Genomic DNA, 16,833 nt, shown 5'->3' with positions numbered 1-16,833 from the left:
GACGGCGGTCTTCTTTGCGATAACGCTAGCTTATTCCCAGCAGCCGCTTAATACTGGATCGCGCCGATGCTCGGGCTCGCCGAGTTCCATGGGTTGCCGTAGTAATCGACGAAGCCGCTGCCGAACGCCGCAATATAGGCATTCGAACCGGCAGCTTTAAATGGCGAGGCGGCAGTCAAATGAAAGTCGCGATTTGCATAATTGACGAATAGAGGGTCGCCTGCCGCGTTATTATTACAGGTGTCTGACGGGTACGTCGTTTCGCACGCATTCAGATTGGCGACCGTAGCGTTTGCGAGATTTTTGTAGCGAGCCACTGTGGTGCTGGAATCCCAGAACGCGTTATTATTCACGGTAAGCGTCCCTGTCACCTCGTTTGAAACATTCAACGCCACTGGCAGATAATTTGTTTTGTTAGCGTATTGTCCAATAAGGTTATTGGCGATTTGTATATTCTTTACGCTGCCTTTCGTATTATTGTAGTCCCTCACTTCAATCGCATACCCATCGGTATCCACAATCGTATTGTTAACGATAAACAAATCTTGAGATTCCAGATCGGTTACTGCCGTACTGCCTTTTTCAGGCACCGGCCAAGGGCCGACGTCCATCGCATAGGGCTGCTTTGTCGGCTTAGGGGTTTCCGTAATCCCGACAAAAATATTGCTGTAAAATTGATTATCCTTTCCTCCAACGTGGCTTGTGGCTTGGAAATCATGAAAATAGTTTCGCCGAATAATATTGTTGGTCGTTTTACCCGGTAATCCGATTACGCCAAAGGCATGCATATAGTCGGAGTTGCCTGACGACACGTCATTCAATTCGACAATCACGTTGTGAACGCCATGTGTTCGGTTCGTGCCTTGCCATAAACTTGTTTCCAATGAAATGCCGCCATGACCGAAATTAAGGATCGTATTTCCCCTAATGAGTCCGCCTTCAACCGCATCGAGGAGACTGATGCCTTCTCCGCCATAGGGGACGTTGTTCGTATAATTCTCTTCATGCGACCACACCTTGTCGATCACATTGTTCGTTATGACTAGGTCGGACACGTACTGATCCCATTGCTGCTGGGTAGGATTGGGATTACTAGCGGTTAACGGATCCCTATTAAAAGCACGAATCCCGTTCTGAACGGTTTGCCGGATCGTATTATTATTGATCGTGATATGGGAGCTCGGCGCGTCGATATCGACGACGCCCCCTTTAATGTCCAGATCCTGAATCGTCACATAATGCGTGTTTTTCATCAAAACAGGGACAATATCGTTGCCGGTCAGCTCTACGTTTTGCGGCGCGCCGGTCGTGGAGCCGACGTAGACCCAGCCGCTATTCGCGTACCATTCGTAAGGTTGGTCGACTGCCGTTTCGTTTGCGGTCGTATCGATTGTATTCACCTTGAATTTGGAGATGCCGTTGACGAACAAGCGAAGCGTGCCGATTCCGCTCGTGGGAATGGAATGCTTCCACCGGTTAACGCCATCGGACACCCACCCGGTATTGCTAATTAAATACGTGATCGAAATAATGGGCTTCGCTCCGCTGCCGTACGCTCCGATCAAGATGGGATCGGTGACGGTTCCGGATTTACCGTGTAAATTGATCGAGCCTCCAATATTCGTTCCGGAGCCGTTCACACTGTTTCTGTACCAAGCATCTCCGCGATTAAAAAGAATCGTATTCCCAGGCGTCAGCAGTGCGTTCGCTGCCGATATCGATTGTTTTGGCGTCGAGGGGGATGTACCGTTATTGGCATCGTTTCCCGATGTGGAAAAATAATAGGTCGTACCTGCGGCAGAAGCAGCCTTCGGCTGCGGAACGACAATAGAACCTAACGCAAATACGAATAAAAGTAAGGCTAGACAGGTCGGCTTAAAGCTCTTGCTTTTCCATTTACGGACGATGATCATCATTCATTCCTCCTCAAATGATCGTTCATGCAAGCCCTGCCTGACGCTTTTGGTTTCGGGACAGCTGTATGCAATCTGCTCAATCGTTTAGAGGGGCGATCACCTGCCTTATCGAACGCAAGGATATGAATCGCCTTCATCTTAATGGAAACGCTATCAAAATGGTCCCCGTCAAACTTTCGATTTCATGGAGGAAATTAAGGCGGCTCCCTTTCGTATGGATCTAGCGCGTATCGTCGTCGTAAAAATAGAAAAAGCAGACGGGAAAGCACTGGCGACAGTGCTTCCCGTCTGCTGTGTTTTAGTTTCTCTACTGCCTCTCCAGCACCGCATCGTCGAAATAAACTTTGCCTTTCTGCGTGTGGCCGCTGATGAGCCGGATGCCGACTTTCGCCGTACCGGGCGGGGCTTGACCGGTAACGGTCACCTCATTCCATTGACCGGCGGTTCCCGTTACGGCTTTGTGTACCTCCCCGCCCGCAACGGTCCCATTGGCGCTGTTGTAGAAGACAAGAACAAGAACGCCGTAAGCGCCAGGCTCGAGGTAAGATTTGACCGTGGCACGATAATTCTCTCCCGGCGAGGCGGCCACGCTTTGAGCGTTCGCGCCATAGATGCCCGCCGGCGTCGTGCCGGCGTCCTTCTGATCGTCGAGCAGCACGCTTTTGCTTCCTGACTGGAATCGAACCGTAGAGACTTCGGCAGGATTGGCTGCGACATACTGCGTCCACCCATAAAGTCCGTAAGGGTCGCTCTCGGAGCTCTCGAATCCGGGATTGACAAGCGTGGCTCGCTCTAGCGCCACATCGTCGAAATACACTTTGCTTATTTGCGTATCGCCGCTTAATAGCCGGATGCCGACAGTCGCCGTACCGGCGGGGGCTTTGCCGATCACGGTCACGGTATTCCACTGCCCGGCAGCGGTCTGAACGGGCTCGGGAATCTCCCCGCCCGCAAGGGTCTGATTGGCGCTGTTATAGAAGACGAGTACGAGCCTCCCGCTTGTTCCGGACGCCAGATACGATTTGGCCGAGGCGCGATACACTTCTCCCTCGGAAGCGGGAAACCGCCCGGAGCTTACGCCATATATGCCATGGGGCGTTCCGGTTACCTTTACGTCGTCGAGCAGTACGCTTTGGGCTCCCGAATAAGCTTGATCCGAGGACGCTACGGCAGGATTGGCTGGGACATACTGCGTCCAACCGGTGGTCAGGCCGTTTTCGAATCCGGGGTTGGTCAGCGTCATGGCGACATTTAACATTCGAGTCAGCGTATGCGTCCCCGGCGCGCCGGTAAAGTACAGCGCTCCGCCTTCTTCGCTGACGTAACCGTAGGTTTCCACGCCATTGCCTGTTATTTTCCACGTTCCCGCTTGCAAGTCCGTGACGACATACTGCACGTTCGCCTGGCTTCCCGTAGTCGTCAAGGTGACGATTCCGGACAAGCGCTTCCCGGACGCGCTGAACAGAACCGCGCGATCGGCCAACTGCGCGCCTACCATAGCGGCGGCATCCGTCTGCGTGCCTACCGCGAGCGAGGCGGTCAGTTTCTGAACGGGCAACGGCGAAGGTGCGGGGTTCCCGACGCTATCCATCACTTGAATGACATTCAGGAATAAATCTTCCTTCTGAGGCGCAGACAAATTCGACGGCGTCACCTGGATACGCCATGCGCCCTGTTCATCGGATGTTGTCGTATATAGCGGCGTGCTTGGATAGTTCGTACCGAACACGTCGAATTCGTGACCGGGACCGCCAACCTTGTCGATCTGCGCATTGTCAGGAAGCAGCGTTTGGTTGACGAGCTTGCCGGTGTCGCCTCTGGTCGCGCGGGTGATCGTCGTCGTCTTGGTCGTTGGATTGACATTAGGTTCATCAATGCTGTGCAGAAGCCAATATTTCTTGAAGCTCGGGTCCGAGGCTACGACACGGTCGAAGACGATCATCGCGGCCGGATGGGCGCCGTTCTTCAAGTTCAGGAAAACCATCGACCGTTGATGCTGCTCCACCTTGTCCGTGTAGGCGGACGACAAGTCTCCCTTGATGTACGTATAATTCGGCACGATCAAATCTGGGCCGAAAGCGCGTCCCTGCACTTCCGCGAACTTGTAGTTGCTGCCGAAAACGTCCTGCACGGTCTGCGCGTCGATGCCGGAACGCCCCGGTCCGGTGTCGCGCCACCGCTGCCCGCCGTCGTTGCCGCCCCACCGTTCGTTCGGATCCATGACGAGCATGGCATTGTGCGCAATGGTCCGTTTATGGTAATTAACGTCATGCGGACTGTTGTAAGCGCCGCCGGATCCCTCGTACAAGCCGGAATCGATGGCGAGCCCGCCTTTGTAATAAAGCTGGAAGCTGCCGAAATCCAGATGCTCGTGATTGCCGAAGCGGCGGTTGCCGATCTTCATCTCCGCGATGACCGTCGGAGAATTGTGGTTGACGGCATCGACGGCGTCCCATCCGGTTTGGGCGATCATCGACGCTTCCGGATCGTTAAAGTAGTGACTGCGCGGAAGATCGTCCGGCGACTTCGTCGCGAGATTATCCTTCAGGAATAAAATCTCGTAGATCGGCATCTTTCCAGGCTCGTAGGTTTCGATGAATTCATGGTTCACGTAGGGATTGTCGAATAAGGATGCCGCCAGCATGTCGGTTGTCTGGTCCTTCCAGACGGTGTTCAGGTAGGTGTACACCGAATTGAACCCGTCGCCGTCTCGCAGCTTCTGTCCGTCGGGCCGGCGGGAGTAAATCGTCTTGAGCAGAACATCGCGCTGGCTGCCGTTAAACGGATTGTTCAAGCCCATCTTGGTGAACAGCATCGACATCCATAATTCATTGCTGTACCGGGCTCCCGTATAAGACTCGCCTTGGTGGTGCGATTCCGATTCGTAGAAGTAGTTGCGCACGGGGACCGCATTGTTGTAGATCAAGGGGACAACGCGATCATAGATGTCGGGATGCTCGCCATAAACCGCGATCGCCGCGCCCAGCAAATACCGGAACAATTGGCCTTCGCCGCCGTGACCGGTTCCTAATAAGTCGGATTGGAAGATCGGGGTTCCGGTCGCATTGTACTTCATCTCCATGTCGCCGGCAAACCGAAGAATGGCGTTATAGATCTGATCCCGCTCTTGAGAATTATCAAACAGGTCGTAGCACCAATCGTAGACCAACGCCATCGTCTCCAATAACGGCCCCGTAATGCCATTATTGTCGGATAAAGGATATTGCGCGGAGCTTGCGATATGGAGCGCCATATCGACGGCCTTCTCGCCGTTCGCATGCGATTGAACCGGGTCGAGCAGATAAGCGAAGGCGTTCGCGTTCGCATGGAGCAGCACGGCGCCGACGACATTGCTGTAGTTCGCGGGAACGGCCGGCAGCTCCCCAGAGTCCGACGATCCCATGCCGAGGTCGACCAGCTGCCAGGTCGAATTATCCTGCGAAACTTTGATATCGAACAAGTAGACCCGTTCCGTCTCTTTGTAGAAAGCGATGTCCAGCGAATGGATACTCATCGAGGAGCCCAGATCGAGCGTGAGGGTTCCGTCTGCATTTGGATTGCAGTAATGCGTTGTCGAATCGTTATCTATGGCGTTTGATAGTGTTCCGCCGCAGGTGTAACCGGGGTTTCCGTACACCGCGATCGTCGTCGACACCAGCTGGCGAGCTCCGCCCGAACCGCTCTTGAAGACGTCGACTTCGCGGATCGCGATGCCTTTCTGGCTTGAGGCCGTTATGCCGATGTTGCCGCGTCCTTCGAGACGGATATAGCGCGCTTGCTGAACGGTCGGAAAAGTGAACGTGTTGGTCGACGTATTGAGCTGGCTGCGGGCCGTGTAGCCTGGATCGTCGCGCTGCGCGTCGAATGCGTCGAAGCTCTCCTGGAAAAAAGGCTTCGTCCGCTTGCCTTTAATCGTATCGATATCTCCCGGGCGAACGAACAGCCGCGGATGGTCCGATGGCGGCTTCGGTATCGATGTTGCGTTGAATACCTCAGGCGCGGCAGGCAGCTGCACGTTCGCGTCCGTCACCGGGTCGCCGTATACGTATACCGGCTCGCGCGTCGTGACGTAACCGATCTTCTCCGCTTTGACGAAGTATCGATCGGACGGCACGGCGGGAAAGGCATATTTTCCCGCGGCATCCGTCGTGACGCTCGCAGCCTGTTGGTACGTCGCTTCATGATCGCGCTCCAGGTAAAGTTTGACGGTAGCCCCTGGGACCGGCAGACCGTCGGAAAGGTTCGTGACCGTTCCGGCAATCGTTCGTTTTATGGCGGCGCCGTCAGCCTGAAGCGCAAAGTTCGCCGTCGAAACGACGCCGTCGACCACTTGAACGGCAGCGGTTTGCGACACGTAGCCGCTTCGAATCACGCGAACCTTATAGTTTCCGGCGTCCAGCACCTGCAGCTTGAACGCATTGCTTGCGTCCGTATAGGCGGAAGCCAAAATTTCGGTAAAACCGGAATCGGCGGCATCATACAGATTTACCTTTGCCCAAGCAGGCGGACTGCCCGGGCTTTGAAGCGTCACCTGTCCGGAAATGACGTTCGACTTCTCCAGCTTCACTTCGTCGAAATACACGTTGCCGGTCTGAGACGCGCCGCTTATGAGCAGGACGCCGACCTTTACCGTACCGGCGGGAGCCTGGAAGGTAACGGTGACGTCATTCCACTGCCCGACGACATTGGAGGCAGTCGCGTGTTCTTCTCGAATCGTCCCGTTGGCGCTGTTGTAGAACGCGAGCGCAAGATTGCCGATGGCACCCGACTCCGGGAATCTCTTGACCGAGGCACGATAAATAACGCCTGCCGAAGCGGCCACGCGTTGGGAACTCACGCCATAAGTGCCGGTCGTATACGTGTCTGCGAGCAATAAACTTTTGCTGCCCGCTTGCGCATTCGTCGAGGATACGGCGATATTGACGTTGCCATACTGCGTCCAATCGGAGAGCCCGCTCTCAAAACCGGGATTCGCCAGCGTAACGGGAACTGCCGCTTCGGAAGCCGATGGAATCACTTGCGAAAACAAGCTTGCGAAAAGCAGGAAAGCCAACAATCCTTTAACCCGTTTGCTCATGAGTATCCTCCTAATCGATTGGCATTCGATCTTAGCAGAACGCTGAGCCGAACCTCCTTTCCCATTTTTACAATATCGATTTCGCCCATATTATCCTGCAGCCCGATCCGCAATCATAGGGGAGTCATATGACTTGCATATAAGACTTTTTACTGCGTTTTCCATCGGATCGAGCCAAGTGTTTCGTCGGTTCGCGGAGGAGCCGATGACCTGTAAATGCGTAAAAAACCGCCCTCTACGGGCGGTGCATTTCAAGCTGGAGCCGCTATTTATAAGAGCGAGGTTACGTTCTTCGCCTCCGGAAAGCGGCTATCCGGCCTTTCAAATAAGCTTCCGCCACTATTTTTCAGATGCATGTCGAAGAAATCCAGCATATAGGCATTGATTACGGCGTTCGCTCTATCGGGCGCAATCTTCCCTGTAATGCCCAGCCATTTGAAAACCGGAGAAATGAACTGTACGTCGGTAAAATTCAAATGCTCCGTATGGTCGATATAGAGGAATTGCCCCCCCGAAGCAACCGTTTCGCGCATTCGTTCAAGCTCTAACTTTTTGTCTGCCGTTACTTGATCCATCCACGCTCTTGTGTTTCCCATGCGTTTAAGCTCTGCATCCGTGTAGATATGGTTTTCCGTCACCATCTTTAATCTTTCGAATTCGCTTTCCGAGTTCATGAACAAAAACGGCTTCTGCAGACCTTCCCTGTCACGCAGACGATAAAGCCCTCCGTCCAAGTCAATGCCAACCGCGATTCGAGGATCGTAAGAAGCGTCATAGGCCGTCGCTCCGCCGATGGAATGACCGAACACCCCGACATGATCGATATCCACCCTCCCTTTTAGAAAGCTTGGAATTTGCCCCGATTGTATAAGCTCGAATTGGTCCAGCGCAAACGCCACGTCATCGGTTAAAACTTTTCCCAGTTTGTCGCGATTGCCGCTTTCCGTCTGGTAGTCATTTTCGGAGGAGAATAAGTCGTTCGTTGTGCTGGTCGTGATTCGGCCGTCCGGAAACTCGGTTGCGAATGTATTGTAAGTGTGGTCGATCGCTGCCACGATATATCCGTGACTCGCGAGATTTTCGGCTTGCGCCGCGTGGAGGAACCTGGAAGAGCCGAAGCCGGGATTCGCGAGGATCAGCGGATAGGAAGTCTGTGCCGAAGAGACTTCGGCCCCCGAATAAGCGTGACTGGATACGTACTTCAGGTGTTGCAAAGTAAACCCGGGAAGGCCATAGTTCGCGGCCATATAGCTTAAAATCCGGGAATCGGGAATAAAAGGGGCGAGCTTGCCGGTGCCGGCTTGAGCCGGATACCATACTTGAACCATCAATTCTCTTTTACCGGCTCTTGTTTTGTCGAAAATCTCTTCCCTTTTCGTATCCACGAAATGAAAAGCCTGCGTTCCTACCTTAAATTCGCCTTTCGGTTCAGGCAGTTTAAATACAGGAAATGCATACAGGAGACCCGCTGTTACGACCAGCATGATCGCTATGGCGGCATAAACTGAACCTAGCATGAATCGCGGGATTTTTCTTCCGTCGTTTTTTTTATAGTATCGATAAACTGAAACGGCTAAAAAAAGGACCGTTATGCAATAGGGGAAAACCAGCTGAATTCTGAATCCTTCCACCGTCCCGTGAACGATTAGTAAAAGCGCGGCGATCCCGCTTGCTACGAATACTGGAATCCTACGCCGTCCTTTTTTCAATAGGATGGATAACGCGAACAAGCCGATGTTTGACAATAAAAGCAACAGTTCAAACAGCCTCATCTCGATTCTCCTTTTTGAAAATATCAGTTTATGTTTGTCCCAATATTATCCTGCCCTTCTGGCTCAAGCCATCGATTTGCCTTACATCTACCTTGCAACTTTGTAAGACGCAAAAAAAAAGCCGCAGATATGCGGCTTTTAAACCTATAGACTATATTTAATGATATTAATCAAATGCCCGATATCGTAATATCGCTCTTCCCTACCGCCCAGTCTCCGATTGGCGCTAACTTATAAGTTACGCCTGCCTTAAGCGCTCCGCCATTCTGCAGATCGAACGCGCCGGTTGCTCCCTTACGGGTTTGCACGCGATATTGCGCCGTTAATTCGCTGCCGTCGTTACCCGTTAGCTTCACCGAACGGAAGGCGAACAACTCGTCCCCAGGGTCGCTTGCAAGCGTAACCGCGAGCGTCTTCGAATCCATGGCTTGGGCGGAAGCGAGCTGCAAGGGCTCGACGCTGCCGGCGACGAACGAAGCGTTCTTCGTCTCGAACCAGTCGGCGGATACCTTGTACGTTAAGCCAGGCACCAGCTTCTGGCCGGCCGGGAGCCGGAACTTCGGCTCTTGCTTGCCATCCGTCGATTGGGTGAAGCCGACATACGATACGGTCATCGGCTCGCCTCCTGCCGGCGTAAGAACGGCCGTGCGGTTCCGCAGCGAAGAGATGATCTGCATCGTTTTGCCGTTCAAGGCGTTGCCCTCTTCCAGTACGATGGCGTTCGTGCCTCGTCCGTCCGCATAGGCGGAGATGACATATCCATAGTCGACGACGCCGTTCGCGAGAAGCGCTTCGACCTCGAAGGTATCGTTCGTGACTTGGCGCGCTTCCTCGAATCGGATCCGCTCGCCGCTTCCGGAAAAGGCGAGCTTCTGATCGCCTTTATACGTCAGCGTATAACGCTTCCCATCTTCCATCGTCGTAACCGGGACGATGTACGTATTCGTCGAGCCCGTCTTCAAGCGCGGCTGATTGACGATCGTCAGGCCGCCGTCGAATTGAAAGGTCTCTGCAGAGCGTTCGATCGCCTCGTCGTTCAGTGACATCGGACCGGTCGTCGTTATTTCAAGCGCGATGGCATCCAATGCTTTTACCGATAGGATGCGCGCGTCGTCGGATCGAATGGAAGCTTCCGCCTTCACGAGGAGACGGGCGGCTTCTCCGCGCGTGGCAGCGTCGGTGCCGTCGCTGATGGCTTGCATCCAGCCTCTGGCGCTCAGCGCATCCCGCTGAACGGTCTTGGCAACCCATGCCGCGAGGACTTGCTCGCTGACGGCTTTGTTCGGAGCGAAGTCAGCTGCCGTGAACAAGCCGTTATCGATCGCCGTCATGGCAAATGGCGCATACCACTTGCCGTTATGCGCGTTGGCGAGCTTCGCTTCGGAGGCGACAGCCGGCTTCAGGTTCAAGGCCAAAACGATCAGCTTGGCGGCTTCCGCCTGGGTTACCTGCTGGTTCGGCCGAACCGTTCCGTTATCGTAACCGTTAAGAACGCCCCGCTCCTTAAGTTGATTAACGGCGAGTTGGACGGCAGCATCCATGCGCTCGGATATGGAGATCGCCTTCGGCGAGGAATTCGGGGCAGCAGCTGAAGCGGCGGCCGGCGCAATGGCTGCGACGCCGATGGCCGCGGCCAATGTCCAGGCAGCGATCGTGCGGGATTCTTTTCTCATGCGATATATTCCTCCTTAGGATGGCCATTAACGCTTGGCTTTACTTCATCTTAATGCCAAGGTTTGAACATTCCCGAAAGAGGAGATTAACAATTGATGAACGGGAGCATAACAATTAGGGCTCAGACCGTAAAGCGATACCCAGCGCCCCATACCGTCTCAATGAATTGAGGATCGGACGGCAGCGCCTCGATCTTCTCCCGCACCCGGCGGACGTGCACGGCCACGGTCGAGATATCGCCGGCGGATTCCAGTCCCCAGAGCCGCTCGAACAACTCCTCCTTGCTGAACACCCGATTGGGATGCTGTGCCATGAAAGAGAGCACGTCGAACTCCTTCGTCGTCAGGCCGATTTCTTCTCCCCGGACGTAAACCCTTCTCGCGGTCCGGTCGATTGTCAGCTCGCGTATGCGAATCTGCTTTTGGTCGGGCGCCTTACCTGCGAGTCTCTCGTACCGCGTCATATGCGCTTTGGCCCTGGCGATTAACTCGCTGGGGCTGAACGGCTTCGTGACGTAATCGTCCGCTCCGATCCCGAATCCGCGGATCTTATCGATCTCCTCGCTTCTTGCCGAGACGATCAAGATCGGGACGTCAAGCTTGCTTCGAATTTGCCGGCATAGCTCCAGGCCGTCCGCTCCGGGAAGATTCAGGTCGAGCACGACGAGATCGAACCGGTCCTCGAGCGCTTTCTCCAACCCTTGCGGGCCGTCATGGGCGAGCTCCGCCCGCATGCCGTTCAGTTCGAAGTAGTCCCGCTCCAGCTCCGCGATCGGGATTTCGTCCTCGATGATTAAGATTCGTTTCATCCGTTTGCCCCGTTTCTCTTCCCGGTAGTCTGTAACTCGATAGCAGTGCTGTCCACGCTCCCCTTATCGACCAACGGAAGACGAATCGTTATCCTGGTGCCTTCCCCCGGGACGCTCGCGACTTCGATCGAACCATGGTGCCCTTCCGCGATCTGCTTGGCGATGGCCAGCCCTAAGCCGCTGCCTCCCATCCCGCTGTTACGGGACGCGTCCCCGCGATAGAATCGTTCGAAGATAAAGGGCAAAGACGCGGAGGGAATGCCCGGGCCGTTATCTTCAACGGCCAAAAGCGCTTGGGAACCTTCGGCCCCCGCTCGAATCCGGATCCTCTTTTCATCGCCGTTCATGAACTTCACGCTGTTCTGGATCAGGTTGCCGAGCGCGCGCTTCAGCTTCGAACGGTCCGCCAAGACGATCAAGGGGCCCGATCCCGATAGGTCCCGGTCGACCTCGATGCCTTTGTCCGCCAGCTCCCAAGCGGATTCCTCCGCGGCATCGCGCGCGAATGCAATCAGATCGACGCGGTCGAACGAATAAGGCTCGCGCTTTAAATCCAACTTGGAATAGAGCAGCAGCTCGTCAACCAGCCGTCCCATGTCGTTCACCTTCCCGATGATGGTGCCGACGTATTTATCGAGCTTGTCCGGCGAATCGGCCAGTCCGTCCCGGATGCCTTCCACGTAGCCTTTGATCGTCGTTATCGGCGTTTTGAGGTCGTGCGAGATGTTGGAGATTAGGCTTTTGCGATTTTCTTCATATTGGAGCTGAAGTTGGATGGATTCGTTCAGCCTTCGTCTCATCTCTTCGAATGACTGGCTCAGCTGTCCGATCTCGTCCCGCGACTGAGGCTTCAATTCGAATTGAAGATCCCCTTGCTTGATCTGGTCGGCCGAACGCTTCAACACTTCCAAGGGTCGAATCAAGGTCCTTGTGATGTAACGGTATAAAAGCACGCCGGTCAGCAGCATGACGGCAAGAAGCACGACGACGAGAATCGGAAGCAGCGTTCGGACAAGCTCCGCGAAAGGGCTTCGTTCCTTCATTACGTACAAGCTGCCGAGCGAGCCGTCCGGATAGGGAAAGTCGAATTTGGCATACGAGAAAAATCGGCTGCCGACGTTGAGCGTGCTCCGGATCGAGAGGTTGGCCGCATCGTAGCCGGGGAGCGCCGACAACATCTTCGGTTCTCCGATCGACGGCGAGGCATAGATCAACTTATCGTCCTTCCTGACGAACAATCCGGCCTGAACCATCTTTAACTGCCCGTCGTAATCCGCCAATACAACCTCATCCGTCATCCGTCCGGAATCCTGCTTGGCCAAGTACTTGAGGTCCAGGAAGATCGTTTCCTCCTCGTCCGTCAACGGATGCAGGGAATAATGGATTTTGTAAAAGCTGCTGATGCTTCTCATATCGCCCGTGATCGCGACTGACAGCAAGTAAGAGGTCATCAAGATGAGAATGACGGCAACGGCCAGCACCGAGCCGAAGCTTAGCAGCAGCCGAACGCGGATGGACAAGCGCTTCTCCCCCTCTCTTCCGTTATTGTTGAGGAGCGGACCGCATACGGCGATGAAGTTCCTTCACTTGCACCGCCAGCTCCGGAACCGGTCCTTCGACCGGCGTATCCCGAATGACGTCCTGTATCCGTAATGTACGTACCCTTGGCTCTGCAACGCCCCATTCTCCGAGCCATTCGGCCAGCTGCGCGGAGGAGCTCGCGTATACGATACGGCCCAGTCCGACCCATCCATGGGCTGCAGCGCACATCGGGCAATGTTCGCCGGATGTATATACGGTCGCTTCGCGCCGCTGGTCGGGCGTCAGATGATTAGCCGCCCACCGGGCGAGCGCGAATTCCGGATGCTGCGTATGGTCTCCGCCCGCCACGCGGTTGCGGTCCTCCATCAACACGTTGCCGTTGTCCGCTACGAGGATGGAGCCGAACGGCTCGTCGCCGGCATCCAGCGCTTCCTCCGCCAGCGCGACGCAGCGGCGCAGTTGCATAAGATCGGTCTCGTTAATCATGATTGTCCCTCCTGTTCTTTCTTATGCCATCATGGTAGCATGAGGAGGTCGATATGAAAAATATTGATTTTATAGCGTTCAACTAAGCTTTTGCATATATACGCGGGAGGAGAACCGGACATGGACATTCGGCAGCTGCGCTATTTCGCCGCCATCGTGGAGGAAGGCACGGTTTCGGGCGCCGCCAAGCGGCTGCACCTCTCCCAGCCTCCGTTAAGCCAGCAGTTGAAGGCGATGGAAGAAGAGCTTGGCGCCCTTCTGCTGGAGAGAAACGGTAAACGGCTGGAAGCGACCGAAGCGGGGAATCGATTGTACGAATACGCCTTGCAGATGATTGACCTGATGGAGGCGGCCAAGTCCGAAGTGAAGGAGGTCGGCAGCGGGCTGAACGGCCGGCTCTCCATTGGCGTGAATACCTTATCCGTATCAGGGCTTTCCCCCGCTCTCCAGCGCTTTCACCGGCAATATCCGAAGATGACTTACAAAATCCATCAAGGGGAATCGTCCCATCTGTGTCGCTTGGTTCGAGGACGCGAGGTTGAGCTCGCCTTCATCCGGCTGCCGCTCGAACTCGGGGACGATCTGACGGTCTTGCATCATGAACAAGAGCCGTTCTATGTGATCTCCTCGGACAAGCAGCCGTTCGGGGATGAGCGTGAGATCTCCCTCGCGGACGTCGTCGATCTCCCTCTCCTGCTGCCGAGCACGCAAGGGCTCGGCGTCCATTATTTGATTCTAAAGTCGTTCTCCGAACTTCGGCTGGATCCGAGGATTCTCGGGGAATGCTCCGATATCGGCCTCTTAATGAGCTTGGTAGCGTCCGGTTCCGGCGTGTCCATCGTTCCGGAATCGTTGCTTCGCCAATACCCGGGTTATCCGATCTTTCGACGAAAACTATCCGGCGAATCAGGGACGATGTCGCCGATCGGACTTGTGGCGCTGCGCAACCACCGCTTGTCGAAGGCGGCCCGGAACTTTATCGATCTTTACCTTTCGGTGAATTAGGTTTCGATTAAAGTTATGGACGAAAAAAGCAGATGGAAAGCGCCGGCGTCAGCGCTTCCCATCTGCTTGTTGATTGCGGCAGTTCTTTTCTTGCTAAGCGACGAGACTGATTAGATTGTCGTCGGGGTCCTTCATGATCGCATATCGCTCGCCCCACGGCGTATCCCGCGGCTCGAGATAGCCATGATGTCCAAGCGCCTTTAACTGAAGATACGCGTCGTCCAGCGCTTCGCGGCTGGAGAACTGAAAGGCGAGCTCGGTCCGGTAGCCGACCGGCGTGTCCCAGCCTTCAAAAACGCGCTTTACCGATTCCACCAGGTCGAAAGCAAACACGATGCCGTCTTGTTCCACGTCGACGTGATGCGCTTCGTCGGCGGCGTCCGGAATAGCCAGCCCCAATGCGCGATAAAAGTCTAACGCCCTTTTCATCTTAGCTACATAAATCCCGACTCGCTTCAACTTTACCGTCATGCTTGGCAGCTCCCCTCGTCTTGCTTCCTTTCACCCCCATTGTAGCGATTGTCCCGCTTGGCAAAATAGTAAAAAACGGACTTTCTCACTGCTGCCTGGTCAGCCGTTTGAGCGGAAGCCCGTAATAACGCATAAACGCGCCGGCGAAGTGTGATTGGTCGTAGTAACCGTGTTGAAGCGCCAGATCCGTCAATCTGGAATAGTCTCCGCTGTACAATTCCTCCAGCACGCTTTGAAAGCGGACGATGCCGAGCATCTCCTTCGGGCTGAGGCCCAACTCCCGATCAAAGGCCCTTCGAAGATGCCTCTCGCTGAAGTTAACTTTGTCAGCCAAATCCGTTACGGAAAGATTGCCTTTGTAATCGTATATATACTGCATGCTCTGGTACACCAAAGTGGGTGCGGACGCCTCGGCCGCAGCCAGTATTCGGTTCAATTGCTGCTCGACGACCGAGATCCTGTCCGTAATCGAATTGGCCGTCAGCAGCTTTTCGACCCAATCCAGCGCCTCCTGTCCCCATAGCTCCTCCATAAACACGCGATTGGCCGCAAATGTCGATAATGGAGTCTTTAGGATCGTGCCGGCCGACTCCGAATACAGCCGGATACCCCATACCGAGCGCGCTTGGGCAAACCGCAAAACTTCGACACGCGTCGTTAATCCTACGACATAGGCGGCCTGCCGGCTTGATGAAGCCCGCAGATCCACGATAATATCGACGCAGCCGTCCGGGATGACCCGATGCCCCTGATTGCCCGGTACCGGCAGGAAATCCACCGTCCAATAAGTCGCGACATGCGACGCCAGGCGGCGGCTCGGCGCAAACTCACGGAAGCTGTGCGAGGGGCGATGCAGCTGCGGCTGCAATTGGGGAGCGTGCAAGGGGCGATAAGGATGCGTCATCTGAGCCTCATCCTCCTACTATGTCTTGTTGGTTGGTTCTTAGATTTGCAGGAACGGTTCTCTCTGCACAATAATGGATGGGAAACCTAATGTAAAGGATGGGAACGGAATGACGGATTTCACGCCGCTGTCCCGGTTTATCGACCGCATCGTCGACTGGCGCATTCCGTGGGTAGAGCCGGCTGAGCGGACGAACACGGTTCGCGACTTGTTCGCGATGACGGCTGGCTTCTCCTTTGACCTTACGGCGCCTTACATCCGGGAGGCTGCATCCGCGGCGGATAGAAAACAAGAGGCCCCGAAATCATATCGGGACCTCCAATCGCTAATCGAAAGAGCCTGAGCTGCCCGAGTCCGAACCGCTGCTTCCCGCGTCCGTTCCCCCGCTAGATGAACTTGAATCGTGCGAAGCATGATGGCTTGAAGTCGAGTCATGGTTATGATTTGTCGCATGACCGTTATGATGATGGTGATCGTTACCGGAATCATGCGATTTTCTGGACGGATGATCCGTTTGATCAAGTACGGCGGGCATCAGAAACATTTCCGATTGGACGGGGCTCGTCGTTTCCTTCTGGCGATCGTTGTTTCGTACTAATGACCTTATCAGAAAAGCCGCTATGAAACAGAAAATGAGGATTTCCATAATAAGGATAAACCCGCCGAAACTGTACATTTCAATCCTCCCTCGAACCGCTTTACAGAGATCATCTTCCAAGATGGATGCATCATCCATTCTATCTTGAATGCCCCATTTTAACCACTGCTTTATTTATATGGAGAACCCGTTAGCCAATAAGGGATCTCCTGTCCGCCGACCTGCAAAACCAACGAAAAAACCACCTTCCGAAGAAGGTGGTTCTCTTTACTGCACTTAGCCTGGCGACGTCCTACTCTCCCAGGACCCTGCGGTCCAAGTACCATTGGCGCTGGAGGGCTTAACGGTCGTGTTCGAGATGGGTACGCGTGGGACCCCTCCGCCATTACCGCCAGACCTACTGTTTGGCATTTGCCAACCAGCTTTGCAGCTTACAGAGCTTGCGCCCTGAAAACCGGATGCGAAACGAACCTGCGCTAGAAATTCTCTTGCCTGTGCGGCTTGGCCGTTGGTCTGCTTTGAAAAGCAAACCGTAGGATAAGCCCTCGACCGATTAGTACTCGTCAGCTACACCCATTAC

The 16,833-nt window shown here is 54.7% G+C and carries 11 protein-coding genes and 1 rRNA gene; 2 read left to right on the top strand and 10 right to left on the bottom strand.

Going from position 1 to position 16,833, the window contains the following annotated elements; genetic code table 11:
- Nucleotides 1–47: 47 nt before the first annotated feature.
- The 7 genes from BM235_RS30860 to BM235_RS30830 form a co-directional block, all read right to left on the bottom strand.
- Nucleotides 48–1,916 (bottom strand): right-handed parallel beta-helix repeat-containing protein, encoded by a 1,869-nt coding sequence (locus BM235_RS30860; protein ID WP_143106759.1) that lies wholly within the window; start codon nt 1,914–1,916, stop codon nt 48–50.
- A gap of 307 nt (nt 1,917–2,223) precedes the next feature.
- On the bottom strand, nt 2,224–6,993 hold the full coding sequence (locus BM235_RS30855) for a carboxypeptidase regulatory-like domain-containing protein (protein WP_090118110.1): 4,770 nt from the start codon (nt 6,991–6,993) through the stop codon (nt 2,224–2,226).
- Nucleotides 6,994–7,262: 269 nt separating this feature from the next.
- The gene (locus BM235_RS30850) at nt 7,263–8,765 is read right to left on the bottom strand and encodes an alpha/beta hydrolase family protein (RefSeq protein WP_090118109.1); all 1,503 of its coding nucleotides are present in this window, start codon (nt 8,763–8,765) and stop codon (nt 7,263–7,265) included.
- Nucleotides 8,766–8,935: 170 nt separating this feature from the next.
- Nucleotides 8,936–10,438 (bottom strand): S-layer homology domain-containing protein, encoded by a 1,503-nt coding sequence (locus BM235_RS30845; protein ID WP_090118108.1) that lies wholly within the window; start codon nt 10,436–10,438, stop codon nt 8,936–8,938.
- 122 nt (nt 10,439–10,560) lie between these two features.
- Nucleotides 10,561–11,247: a response regulator transcription factor gene (locus BM235_RS30840; protein ID WP_090118107.1), complete on the bottom strand. Its 687-nt coding sequence runs from the start codon at nt 11,245–11,247 to the stop codon at nt 10,561–10,563.
- Entirely contained in the window at nt 11,244–12,767 is a 1,524-nt protein-coding gene (locus BM235_RS30835) for a sensor histidine kinase (protein ID WP_090118106.1), read from the bottom strand. The genes BM235_RS30840 and BM235_RS30835 overlap by 4 nt, the downstream gene beginning before the upstream one ends.
- Nucleotides 12,768–12,789: 22 nt before the next feature.
- Entirely contained in the window at nt 12,790–13,275 is a 486-nt protein-coding gene (locus BM235_RS30830; RefSeq protein ID WP_090118105.1) for a nucleoside deaminase, read from the bottom strand.
- 120 nt (nt 13,276–13,395) lie between these two features.
- Between BM235_RS30830 and BM235_RS30825 the strand changes: the two genes are divergently transcribed.
- Nucleotides 13,396–14,280: a LysR family transcriptional regulator gene (locus BM235_RS30825; RefSeq protein ID WP_090118104.1), complete on the top strand. Its 885-nt coding sequence runs from the start codon at nt 13,396–13,398 to the stop codon at nt 14,278–14,280.
- Nucleotides 14,281–14,373: 93 nt separating this feature from the next.
- Here the strand turns inward: BM235_RS30825 and BM235_RS30820 are convergent, their stop codons facing one another.
- Complete coding sequence (locus BM235_RS30820; protein ID WP_090118103.1) at nt 14,374–14,751, bottom strand: VOC family protein; 378 nt, start codon at nt 14,749–14,751, stop codon at nt 14,374–14,376.
- Between the two features lie 85 nt (nt 14,752–14,836).
- Entirely contained in the window at nt 14,837–15,655 is an 819-nt protein-coding gene (locus BM235_RS30815; RefSeq protein ID WP_090118102.1) for a helix-turn-helix transcriptional regulator, read from the bottom strand.
- A 109-nt stretch (nt 15,656–15,764) separates the two neighbouring features.
- On the opposite strand from BM235_RS30815, the gene BM235_RS30810 reads away from it, so the two are divergent.
- Nucleotides 15,765–15,998 carry a hypothetical protein gene (locus BM235_RS30810; RefSeq protein ID WP_090118101.1) on the top strand — a complete coding sequence of 78 codons (234 nt, stop codon included), beginning with the start codon at nt 15,765–15,767 and terminating at the stop codon, nt 15,996–15,998.
- 534 nt (nt 15,999–16,532) lie between these two features.
- Here the strand turns inward: BM235_RS30810 and rrf are convergent.
- Nucleotides 16,533–16,649: ribosomal RNA gene (gene rrf, locus BM235_RS30805) — 5S ribosomal RNA — on the bottom strand.
- Nucleotides 16,650–16,833: the final 184 nt, after the last annotated feature.

It is taken from the genome of Cohnella sp. OV330 (assembly GCF_900112065.1).
In the GTDB taxonomy this organism is placed as follows: Bacteria; Bacillota; Bacilli; order Paenibacillales; family Paenibacillaceae; genus Cohnella.
This window is presented reverse-complemented; position numbering and strand designations above follow the sequence as displayed.